A 9,833-nucleotide genomic window follows, 5' to 3' on the forward strand; every position below is an offset into this window, starting at 1 on the left:
CGGGCGAAGGCGGTGACGTGGCGGGCCTCCTCGCGGGTCTGGTTGGCCGCGTATTCCTGCGCGCCCTGGTCCTTCAGCACATGGCAGAGGCTGGCCGAGAGGTTCAGCGCGCCCTGCTCGCCGTGCAGGATCGAGGAGAAGGTCCGAAGCGTCGAGGCGTTGGCGAAGGCGATCCGGCGCGCCTCGGAGCCCAGCGTCTGGTTGACGTAGTCGAGCTGCAGCGGGCCGATCATCTTCTCCGGCAGGATCATGGTCGAGGCCATGTCGAACGGCTCGGAGAAGTCGATGTACTTGGGATCGAGGGGATCCCAGAAGTGGTCGTGGGTGGCCGAGATGATCTTGTCGAACGCGGTCGATCGGGCGTTGTACCGGTCCAGCTCCAGCATCGACTCGAAGTCGTCGGGGGCGACCGCGTCGTAGAGGATATCCTTGGTGATGTTGCCGTCGGCCATACGGGTCTCCTGAGGCGCTGGGAGGCGTTCTATCTTGACGGGGTAAAGATAACCCTTGCGGCGACCGCGTCAAGAAAGATGACGGGGGCGTCACGTTCTGCGGCTAGCGCTCCGCCGCCTCGATCGCCTCGATCTGCGCGTCGGAGAGGCCGAAGTGATGGCCGATCTCGTGGACCAGGACGTGGGCGATCAGCTCCTCAAGGGTGATCTCACCGTGCGCCGCCCATTCGTCGAGGATCGGGCGGCGATACAGGAAGACGGCCGAGGGCTGCGGCGCAGGATCGAACATCGAGCGGCGGGTGAGGTCGACGCCCTGATAGAGTCCGGTGAGCTCGAATGGATCGTCGATCCCGAGCTCGTCCAGCACCTCGTCGGGCGCGAAGTCCTCGACGCGGAACAGCACCGCCCCGGTCATCCGCCGGAACGCCTCGGGCAGCGCCTGGAAGGCGGCCTCGGCGAGAGCGGCGAAGTCGTCGAGCGAGGGGGCGCGGCCGGCGCCGGCCCGGTCAGTCATCGGGCACCACAATGTGCGGGGCCTCGGGCAGGCGGGTCTCGAACAGGCCGATATCCAGCGGCTGCTGGGGCTCGACCGGCCGCAGCGGCGCGCGGGCCATGGCGTTCAGCGTCTCGCGATCGACGTCGCCAGCCGCCTTGCGCGCCACCCGCGCCTGCGGCGCCTCGGCCGCGGCGGCGCTCTGCGGCCGCCAGTAGGAGACCATCAGCCGCCAGACGGTCTTCGGCGGGCTCGCCGGCGGCGCGGGCCAGCGGCGGCCGTCCTCGAACGTGGGCTTCACGGGCGCGAGCCGGGCAGGCTTGCCTGGCTCGGCGGCGATCCGCTCGATCAGCTGGCAATACCGGTCGTCGGGCTCGGCGGCCTCCACCCGCTCGCGATAGGCCGCCAGCGCCGCCTCGCGGTTCGCGAAGCCCGGCCCGACGGGCTCGGTCGCGAAGGTCACCGGCTCTCCGGCCAGCGTTCGCGCCTCGCGTTCCCGGGCCGCCCGGCCCAAGGGGCGCGAGAGCGCCTGCTCCGCATTGGCCGCCACCGGATAGAGGATCGTCATCGCCGCCATCATGCGTCTCGCCAGCACATATAGCGAAAATGCGCCGCGGATGCGGCGGGGCGCGGCTGGGCTTAGTCTCCATGCGGGTGATTCGCAGGACGCGGGGATGGGTGCGCACGAACTGATCCTGGCGGCGGCTGCAGGCGCGGTGTCGCTGGCGATCTGCGCCGTGCTCTGGGCGCTCGCGCAGCGTCGGCAGGCCGCCGCCCAGATCGCGGCCCTCCGCGTCGAGCTCGCCGAGATCGAGGGCCGCGCCGACGCCGCCCAGGCCTCCGCCGAAGCGTTCGATTCCGCCCTGCTGGCGGTGGAGGACGGCCAGGCCATGCTGGCGTCGGGCGAGGAGTCGCTGGGCGTCTGCGCCCGCGTGCTTTCGGTCGAGTCGGCCGAGCCGCAGGCCATCGTCAACGCCCTCATGCGCGCCGATCCGGACCATGCGCGGCGGCTTCGGGCGCTGTTCGAGCGCGGCGAGGCCTGCGCCTTCGAGGTGCGCGGCGAGGCGGGGCTGGTGGCCGTCGAAGGGCGCGCGACGGGCGCCCTGGCCTGGCTGCGGCTCTCCGCGGCGATGGGCGAGGATGCGGGGCTGCCGACTGCGCCCCGGTTCGCGGCGTTTCTCGACGCGCGCGCCAGCCCGGCCTGGATCGCCGCGGCCGACGGCTCGCCGGTCTGGGTCAACGCCGCCTGGCTGCAGGCCGTCGACGCCCGCGACCTGGACGACGCGGCGGCGCGGGGGCTCGCCTTCGACCGCGGCGCCGATGCGCTGGCCAGCGAAGCGGCCAATCTCGCCCGGGTCCGCGAGGCGGTGCGCTGGGCCACGGTCGGCGGCCGCCGCAGGGCGTTCCGGGTGACGGCCCAGCCGCTGGAGGGCGGCGGCGTCGGGGTCTGGACCGAGGACGTCACCGAACTGGAGGAGACCCGCGAGACCCTCAAGCGCAACGTCGAGGCGCACGACGAGACGCTGAACCACATCGCCGAGGCGGTCGCGATCTTCGGCGAGGGCAAGCGGCTGATCTTCCACAACGCCGCCTTCGCCGAGCTGTGGGGCCTGGAGCCCGCCTGGCTCGCCGACCGGCCGTCCCACGGCGAGGTGCTCGACCGCCTGCGCCAGCGCCGCCGGCTGCCGGAGACCGCCGATTACGCGAAGTGGAAGGCCGGCGAGCTCGCCCGCTACGAACAACTCGGCCCGGCGGCCGACGACCTCTGGAGCCTGCCGGACGGCCGCACCCTGAAGGTCGTGCGCCAGCCGCACCCGATGGGCGGCATCCTGCTGCTGTTCTCCGACATCACCGGCGAGCTGAAGCTGAAGGCGCAGTACAACGCCCTCATCGAGGTGCAGCAGGCGACGCTCGACAAGCTTTCCGACGCGGTCGCCGTGTTCGGCTCGGACGGGCGGCTGCGGCTCTCCAACGACGCCTTCGCCGCGTTCTGGAACATCGCGCCCGCCCAGCTGGAGGCGGCCGGCGATTTCGAGGGCGTGGTCGAGCTCTGCGTGCCCAAGCTCCACGACCGCAGCTTCTGGCGCGAGCTCAAGGGCCGGGTGGCCGACCCCGACCCCTCCGCGCGCGCGCCGATGGCCGGGGAGACCCGGACCGCGGATTCCCGCACGGTCGCCTACCAGTCGCGGCCGCTGCCGGACGGGGCGACGCTGATCGCCTTCACCGACGTCACCGATGCGCGCCGCCTGGAGAGCGCGCTGGCCGACCGCGAGGCGGCGCTCGCCGAAGCCGAGAGGCTGAAGCGGGATTTCGTGGGCAATGTCTCCTACGAGCTGCGCACGCCGCTCACCACGATCATCGGCTACTCCGAGCTACTCGAGGGCGAGATCGTTTCCGACCGCGGCCGGCAGTACGCCGCCGCCGTCAAGGCCGCGGCCACCCAGCTCGCCCGCTCCATCGACGACGTGCTCGATATGGCCCAGATCGACGCCGGCGAGATGGCGCTGGACCTGGAGGAGGTGCGCGTGGCCCAGCTCCTCGAGAGCGGCGCCGCGCGCTGGGGCGCCGCCGCGGAGACGGCCCGCGTGAGGCTCGACGTCGAAGCCTCGGACGACGTCGGCCTGATCCGCGGCGACGCCCGGCGGCTCGCCCAAATCCTCGATCACCTGGTGGCCAACGCCCTCGCCCAGACGCCGCCCGAGGGGAGCGTCACGGTCGCGGTGAAGAAGGGCCTGGGCGAGGTGCAGCTCACCGTCACCGACACCGGGCGGGGAATCCCCTTCCACGTCCAGGCGCACATCTTCGACCGCTTCATCGGCCGCGAGCGGGGCGGTCCGGGGTTGGCCCTGGCGCTGGTCAAGGCGCTCACCGAGCTGCACGGCGGCTGGGTCGCGTTGGAGAGCGAGCCGGGCGCGGGCGCCGCCTTCACCTGCCACCTGCCGGAGGAAGCCCAGGCCGCGGCCGCCCAGCCGGAGCTGAGGCTGGCCTAGCATCCGAGGTCACGGAGTCGTCACGCGATCTTCCGACGCAGCGCCGCCGTGACCCCATCGGCCATCGCCGGGTCGGTCTTGGCCGCCTCGCCCTAATCCGCTCCATCCGAGGCGCGCATGCCCTTCTCCAGGGCTTGCCAGGCCTCGCGCACCGCCTCCAGGCCGGGGCCCTGCAGGGCGCGGAGCTCGTGCCGCGACTCGAGCCGCAACCCGCCGAGATCGCCCTTGCGCCAGCGCCGCCGCGCCATGTAGGCGACGCCTTCCCGGTAATCGAGCAGGATCAGTCGCGAGGGCAACTGGAAGATGGCGGGCACCTGGACCTTCGCTCCGCTGGTGCTGCGATCCATGACGATGCAGTCGATCCACCGCGCGAAGCCGTCGCCGTAGAACAGCCGCGCCGGGGTGTTGGTCGGCGTCCTGGGCTCCGAGCGCCGGTCGATCCGCAAGGGCGGCGCGTCGGTCGGTTCGCGATCGGAATCTGACGGACTCATGCAAGGTTCCAGGCGGAGACGAGCGGGAGAGCCCGTGGCCATAGTAGCTTGGCTGACCCCGCCGAGTCGTCAAAGCATTCCGCCGCCGTGGCCGATCATCGCGCCTTCGATGCGTTCAGCGTCGCGGCCGCGCGAACCAGCGCCTTGAACGCCGTGGCGTCGAGCGCCTCGCCCTCGCGGATGTCGATGGCGCGCCGGGCGTTCCCCTCCAGGCTGGAGTTGAACAGGCCCGCCGGGTCCGCAAGCGAGGCGCCCTTGAGGAAGGTCAGCTTCACCACCTGCTTGTAGGTCTCGCCAGTGCAGATGACGCCGTCGTGAGACCACACCGGAACGCCCCGCCACTTCCACTCCTCGACCACCTCCGGGTCGGCCTCGCGGATCAGCGCGCGAACGCGGGCCAGAGTCTCGCCCCGCCAGTCGCCCAGCTCGCGGATGCGATCGTCGATCAGCCGCGACGGTGACTCGCTCTGGGTGGCGGCGCTGGTCTTCATGCGGCTCCTCAGGGCGAGTGGTCCTAGTGCTGGCTCTCCGGCATGCGCACGACCATGCCGTCGAGCGCGTCCGAGACCTTGATCTGGCAGGAGAGGCGGCTGTTGTCCTCGACGCTCTCGGCGAAGTCGAGCATGGATTCCTCCATCGCCGATTTGTCGCCGGTCTTGTCCAGCCACGCGGGGTCCACATAGACGTGGCAGGTGGCGCAGGCGCAGGCGCCGCCGCAGTCGGCGTCGATGCCGGGGATGTTGTTCTTCACCGCGCCTTCCATGACCGACAGGCCATTCTTCACGTCGACGACGTGCTCGGTCCCGTCGTGCTCGATGTAGGTGATCTTCGCCATGGTGCTCTCTTACGCCCGCCCCTAGCGCTGGACCCGATCAGATCGAATCCAGCTCTCGATTGAAAAGGTTTGATGCGCATTCCGGGCGCAAAACCGGTTCCCGCTTTTGCTGAACGCCATCAGGCGGCGACCTCTTTCATGGAAACGGAGGGATCGGCAAGCTTCTGCTTGTCGACGGCCCTGCGGCTCAGGATCAGCTGCTTGCCCATCATGAATTCCGGCGGCGCGTTGATCGCCTCCACCGACTGCAGCTGGTCGCCCTTCAGGTGGAAGACCGCGAACCTGGCGCTCGCCGGGTCGCCGCGCACCACCACCTCATCGGCGTCGAACGGCAATCCGGCGATCTGCAGCTTGATGTCGTACTGGTCCGACCAGTTCCAGGGCGCCTCGGGCGCCGGCGCCGGCCGCCCGGTGATGGCGCAGGCCGCCTGCTTGGCCTGCTCCAGCGCCGAGGGCACACTCTCAGGGCGGAACATGCGGTCGTAGATCGGCATCGGCCGATGGGTGACGTCGCCGATCGCGAACACGTTCGGATCCGAGGTCCGGGCCGCGAGGTCGACCACCACGCCGCGCGCGCACTCGAGCCCGGCTTCGGCGGCGATCTCCTGGTTCGGATGGGCGCCGACGCCCACCACCACCGCATCGCAGGCCACGACGCGGCCATCGGCGAGCCTCACGCCCGCGACGTGGCCGCCCTCGCCCTCGAAGCCCACCACGCTGCAGCCCAGCTCGAAGGTGACGCCGCGAGCCTCGTGGTAGCCCTTGAAGAAGGCCGACAGCGTCGGATTGGCCACCCGGGCCAGGAGCCGCGCCTCCTTTTCGAGGACGACCACTTCGGCCCCGAGCGCGCGGCCGGAGGCGGCGACCTCCAGGCCGATGTAGCCGCCGCCGACCACCGCCAGCCGCTTGCCCGGGCCGATGCTCGCCTTCAGGCGTTCGGCGTCCGCGGCGGTCCTGAGGAACATCACGCCCTTCAGCTCGGCGCCGGGGAGCGAAAGGGCGATCGGCCGGGCGCCGGTGGCGAGCACCAGGATGTCGTAGGAAACCTCGCTGTCGTCGTCGAGCCGCACGCGCTTGGCGCCGCGGTCGAGCGCGAGGGCGCGCTTGCCGGGGCGGAAGTCGATCGCCTGCTCGCGATAGAACTCCAGCGGCTTCAGGGCCAGGGAGTCGGCGTCCGCCTCGCCCTTCAGCCAGGCCTTGGACAACGGCGGCCGCTGGTAGGGCGGGATCGGCTCCTCGCCGATCATGGTGATCGGGCCCGCGAAGCCGTACTGGCGAAGCAGCGCCGCCAGCGTGCCGCCGGCATGCCCCGCGCCGAGGATCACCACATGTGCGTCCGCCTCGCTCATGCCTTTCCGATGCCCAAAAGTGACGCCCCCGTCAATTTAACAGGCTCCCGCCGCTGGCGAGAGCGGATTCGCAATAGGGCTTGCGAAACGGCGCTTGGACAGGCCCCATTGCAGTGAATCACGGCGCCTCCCGGCGCTGCGACCTGGATCATCCGGAGGCGCTCCATGGACGACGGATCGGTGGATTTCAAGCAAGCGGCGGCCGCCGAGGCGTGGAGCGTTCCCGTCGAGGCCCTCAACCCGGCCCAGCCGGACCTGTTCGCGAGCGACGCCATGTGGCCGATCTTCGATCGCCTGAGGCAAGAGGATCCGATCCACTTTACGGCGGAGAGCGCATACGGCCCCTACTGGTCGGTCAGCCGATACAACGACATCATGGCGATCGACACCAATCACCAGGTGTTCTCCTCGGCCGACGGCATCGTGCTGCAGAGCCTCGAGGCCAAGGCCGAGGCCGACAGCCGGCCGCGGCGGCCGAACTTCATCTCCATGGATCCGCCGAAGCACGACGAGCAGCGCAAGACCGTGAGCCCGGCGGTCGCGCCTGCGAACCTCGCCAAGATGGCGCCGGTGATCCGCGAGCGGGCGGGCCTGATCCTCGACGGCCTGCCGATCGGCGAGGAGTTCGACTGGGTGGACCTGGTCTCGAAGGAGCTGACGGCGATGACGCTGGCCACGCTCTTCGACTTCCCGTTCGAGGACCGCCGCAAGCTCACCTACTGGTCCGACATGTTCACCAATGCGCCCGGCCACGGTCCGGCCAAGAGCTGGGAGCACAAGCGCGAGGAGGCGGAGGCCTGCTTCAGCGCCTTCAACCAGCTATGGAACGAGCGGGTCAACGCCGAGCCGAAGTTCGACCTGGTCTCGATGATGGCGCACGGCGAGGCGACGCGGAACATGGAGCCGCTCGAGTACCACGGCAACGTGGTGCTGCTGATCATCGGCGGCAACGACACCACCCGGAACACCATCTCCGGCTCGGTCTATGCGCTGAACAAGAACCCCGAGCAGTACCGCAAGCTGCGCGAGAACCCGGCCCTCGTCCCCTCGATGGTCTCCGAGACCATCCGCTGGCAGACGCCGCTCGCCCACATGGCCCGCACCGCCCTCGCCGACCACGAGATCGGCGGCAAGACCATCAGGGCCGGCGACCGGGTCGCCATGTGGTACGTCTCCGGCAACCGCGACGACGACATCATCGCCGATCCGTACAGCTACATCATCGACCGCGCGCGGCCGCGCACGCACCTGTCGTTCGGCTTCGGCATCCATCGCTGCGTCGGCAACCGCCTGGCGGAGCTGCAGCTCACCATCATCTGGGAGGAGATCCTCAAGCGTTTTCCCGAAGTGGTGCTGGCGGCCGAGCCCACCCGCACCCATTCGGTGTTCGTGAAGGGCTACGAGACCCTGCCGGTGGTGATCCCGCGCCGCAACTAGCGGCGGCGCGGCCGGTCCCGACCTCGCGGCGCCTCAGGGGACGTTGCGCTTCTCCTTGGCGGCGCTCTTGAAGCCGGCCGGCCTCCGACAGAGCTGGAGCCTGGACGTCGCCCGCCGGCGTGCGGATCAGGGCAGGACCTGAGGCGTGCGGGTTTCCAACCCTGAGGTCAGACCACCCGCTCGACGAGCATCTTCTTGATTTCGGCGATGGCCTTGGCGGGGTTGAGGCCCTTGGGGCAGACCTGGGCGCAGTTCATGATCGTGTGACAGCGGTAGAGCTTGAAGGGGTCTTCCAGGGCGTCCAGCCGCTCGCCCGTGGCCTCGTCGCGGGAATCGATCAGCCAGCGGTAGGCCTGCAGCAGGGTGGCCGGCCCCAGATACTTCTCGCCGTTCCACCAGTAGCTGGGACAGGAGGTCGTGCAGCAGGCGCACAGGATGCACTCGTAGAGGCCGTCCAGCTTGGCGCGGTCCTCGGGGCTCTGGATCCACTCCTTCTGCGGCTCGGGCGTGTCGGTGTGCAGCCAGGGCTCGATCGAGGCGTACTGGGCGTAGAACAGCGTCAGGTCCGGCACCAGGTCCTTCACCACCGGCATGTGCGGCAGGGGGCTCACCTGGACGTCCTTGCCCGGGACGTCCTCCCAGCCGTGCGTGCAGGCCAGCGTATTGCGCCCGCCGATGTTCATGGCGCAGGAGCCGCAGACGCCCTCCCGGCACGAGCGCCGGAACGCCAGCGTCGCGTCCATGGTGTTCTTGATGTGCAGCAGCACGTCGAGCACCATTGGCCCGCAGGCGTCGACGTCGACGTCGTAGGTGTCCCAGCGCGGATTGCCGGGCTCCTCCGGATCGTAGCGGTAGACGCGGAAGGCCTTGGTCCGCTTGGCGCCCTCCGGCGCCGGATGGTGACGGCCCGTCTGGACCTGCGAGTTCTTCGGAAGGGTGAGCTGAACCATCGGGTGTCCCTCTCGCTCAGTACACCCGCGCCTTCGGCGGCATGTAGGCGATGTCGTTGGTCATGGTGAAGGCGTGCACCGGACGATAGTCGATCCTCACCTTGCCCGAGGCGTCGTCGAACCAGGCCAGCGTATGCTTCATCCAGCCCTTGTCGTCGCGCTCGGGGAAGTCCTCGCGGGCGTGGGCGCCGCGGCTCTCGGTGCGGTTGAGCGCGCCGTTCACGGTCACCGTCGCCTGGCCGATCAGGTTGTCGAGCTCGAGGGTCTCCATCAGGTCGGTGTTCCAGATCAGGCCGCGGTCGGAGACCCGCAGGTCGGCGCGCTTGTCGTGCACCGCCTGCAGGCGCTTGACGCCGGACTTCAGGCTGTCGCCGGTGCGGAAGACCGCGGCGTCCTCCTGCATTGAGTGCTGCATCTCCAGCCGCAGCGCCGCCGTCGGCGTGTCGCCGTCCGCATGGCGGAACCGGTCGAAGCGGGCGAGGTGGCCCTCGGTCATGGCGGGCTTCAGCTCGGGCTGCTTGTCGCCTGACTTCAGCACCTCGGCGGCCCGCAGCGCCGCCGAGCGGCCGAACACCACCAGGTCGATGAGCGAGTTCGAGCCGAGCCGGTTCGCGCCGTGCACCGAGACGCAGGCCGCCTCGCCCACCGCCATCAGCCCGGGCACCACCTCGTCGGGGTTCTTGCCCGTCTTGGTGACCACCTCGGAATAGAAGTTCGTGGGGATGCCGCCCATGTTGTAATGCACGGTCGGCAGGATCGGGATCGGCTCTCGCGTCACGTCGACATTGGCGAAAATGCGCGCGGATTCGGAGATGCCGGGCAGGCGTTCCGCCAGC

10 protein-coding genes and 1 pseudogene are annotated in these 9,833 nt (G+C 70.0%); 2 read left to right on the forward strand and 9 right to left on the reverse strand.

The window, feature by feature from the left end:
- The 3 genes and pseudogenes from Q0W60_RS16585 to Q0W60_RS16595 all read right to left on the reverse strand — a co-directional run.
- Window positions 1–452, reverse strand: a pseudogene (locus Q0W60_RS16585) (ferritin-like domain-containing protein); the annotation flags it as partial.
- A 103-nt stretch (window positions 453–555) separates the two neighbouring features.
- The gene (locus Q0W60_RS16590; protein WP_297697195.1) at window positions 556–966 is read right to left on the reverse strand and encodes a metallopeptidase family protein; all 411 of its coding nucleotides are present in this window, start codon (window positions 964–966) and stop codon (window positions 556–558) included.
- Window positions 959–1,522, reverse strand: a complete 564-nt coding sequence (locus tag Q0W60_RS16595; protein ID WP_297697196.1) for a hypothetical protein — start codon at window positions 1,520–1,522, stop codon at window positions 959–961. The genes Q0W60_RS16590 and Q0W60_RS16595 overlap by 8 nt, the downstream gene beginning before the upstream one ends.
- A 97-nt stretch (window positions 1,523–1,619) precedes the next feature.
- Here Q0W60_RS16595 and Q0W60_RS16600 point away from each other — a divergent pair, with 97 nt between their 5' ends.
- The gene (locus tag Q0W60_RS16600) at window positions 1,620–3,935 is read left to right on the forward strand and encodes a PAS domain-containing sensor histidine kinase (RefSeq protein WP_297697197.1); all 2,316 of its coding nucleotides are present in this window, start codon (window positions 1,620–1,622) and stop codon (window positions 3,933–3,935) included.
- A gap of 92 nt (window positions 3,936–4,027) precedes the next feature.
- On the opposite strand, the gene Q0W60_RS16605 is transcribed toward Q0W60_RS16600, so the two are convergent.
- From Q0W60_RS16605 to Q0W60_RS16620, 4 genes are all read right to left on the reverse strand, one after another.
- Window positions 4,028–4,426: a PilZ domain-containing protein gene (locus Q0W60_RS16605; RefSeq protein ID WP_297697198.1), complete on the reverse strand. Its 399-nt coding sequence runs from the start codon at window positions 4,424–4,426 to the stop codon at window positions 4,028–4,030.
- Between the two features lie 95 nt (window positions 4,427–4,521).
- A complete protein-coding gene (locus Q0W60_RS16610; RefSeq protein ID WP_297697199.1) occupies window positions 4,522–4,917 on the reverse strand; it encodes a DUF1801 domain-containing protein in 396 nt (131 codons plus the stop codon).
- A gap of 23 nt (window positions 4,918–4,940) precedes the next feature.
- Complete coding sequence (locus tag Q0W60_RS16615; RefSeq protein WP_297697200.1) at window positions 4,941–5,261, reverse strand: 2Fe-2S iron-sulfur cluster-binding protein; 321 nt, start codon at window positions 5,259–5,261, stop codon at window positions 4,941–4,943.
- A 119-nt stretch (window positions 5,262–5,380) separates the two neighbouring features.
- On the reverse strand, window positions 5,381–6,610 hold the full coding sequence (locus Q0W60_RS16620; protein ID WP_297697201.1) for an FAD-dependent oxidoreductase: 1,230 nt from the start codon (window positions 6,608–6,610) through the stop codon (window positions 5,381–5,383).
- 165 nt (window positions 6,611–6,775) lie between these two features.
- Between Q0W60_RS16620 and Q0W60_RS16625 the strand changes: the two genes are divergently transcribed.
- Entirely contained in the window at window positions 6,776–8,047 is a 1,272-nt protein-coding gene (locus Q0W60_RS16625) for a cytochrome P450 (protein ID WP_297697202.1), read from the forward strand.
- 167 nt (window positions 8,048–8,214) lie between these two features.
- Here the strand turns inward: Q0W60_RS16625 and Q0W60_RS16630 are convergent, their stop codons facing one another.
- Both Q0W60_RS16630 and Q0W60_RS16635 read right to left on the reverse strand, forming a co-directional pair.
- Window positions 8,215–8,997, reverse strand: a complete 783-nt coding sequence (locus tag Q0W60_RS16630) for a succinate dehydrogenase iron-sulfur subunit (RefSeq protein ID WP_297697203.1) — start codon at window positions 8,995–8,997, stop codon at window positions 8,215–8,217.
- Between the two features lie 16 nt (window positions 8,998–9,013).
- The coding region (locus Q0W60_RS16635) for an FAD-binding protein (protein ID WP_297697204.1) at window positions 9,014–9,833 on the reverse strand (820 nt) is incomplete at its 5' end.

The organism is Phenylobacterium sp. (assembly GCF_025934275.1).
Taxonomy (GTDB): domain Bacteria; phylum Pseudomonadota; class Alphaproteobacteria; order Caulobacterales; family Caulobacteraceae; genus Phenylobacterium.

Coding starts and splice junctions, on each gene's coding strand:
- Q0W60_RS16630 (WP_297697203.1), bottom strand. CDS start 8,997: ATGGTTCAGCTCACCCTTCCGAAGAACTCGCAGGTCCAGACGGGCCGT.
- Q0W60_RS16610 (WP_297697199.1), bottom strand. CDS start 4,917: ATGAAGACCAGCGCCGCCACCCAGAGCGAGTCACCGTCGCGGCTGATC.
- Q0W60_RS16620 (WP_297697201.1), bottom strand. CDS start 6,610: ATGAGCGAGGCGGACGCACATGTGGTGATCCTCGGCGCGGGGCATGCC.
- Q0W60_RS16605 (WP_297697198.1), bottom strand. CDS start 4,426: ATGAGTCCGTCAGATTCCGATCGCGAACCGACCGACGCGCCGCCCTTG.
- Q0W60_RS16615 (WP_297697200.1), bottom strand. CDS start 5,261: ATGGCGAAGATCACCTACATCGAGCACGACGGGACCGAGCACGTCGTC.
- Q0W60_RS16600 (WP_297697197.1), top strand. CDS start 1,620: ATGGGTGCGCACGAACTGATCCTGGCGGCGGCTGCAGGCGCGGTGTCG.
- Q0W60_RS16590 (WP_297697195.1), bottom strand. CDS start 966: ATGACTGACCGGGCCGGCGCCGGCCGCGCCCCCTCGCTCGACGACTTC.
- Q0W60_RS16595 (WP_297697196.1), bottom strand. CDS start 1,522: ATGGCGGCGATGACGATCCTCTATCCGGTGGCGGCCAATGCGGAGCAG.
- Q0W60_RS16625 (WP_297697202.1), top strand. CDS start 6,776: ATGGACGACGGATCGGTGGATTTCAAGCAAGCGGCGGCCGCCGAGGCG.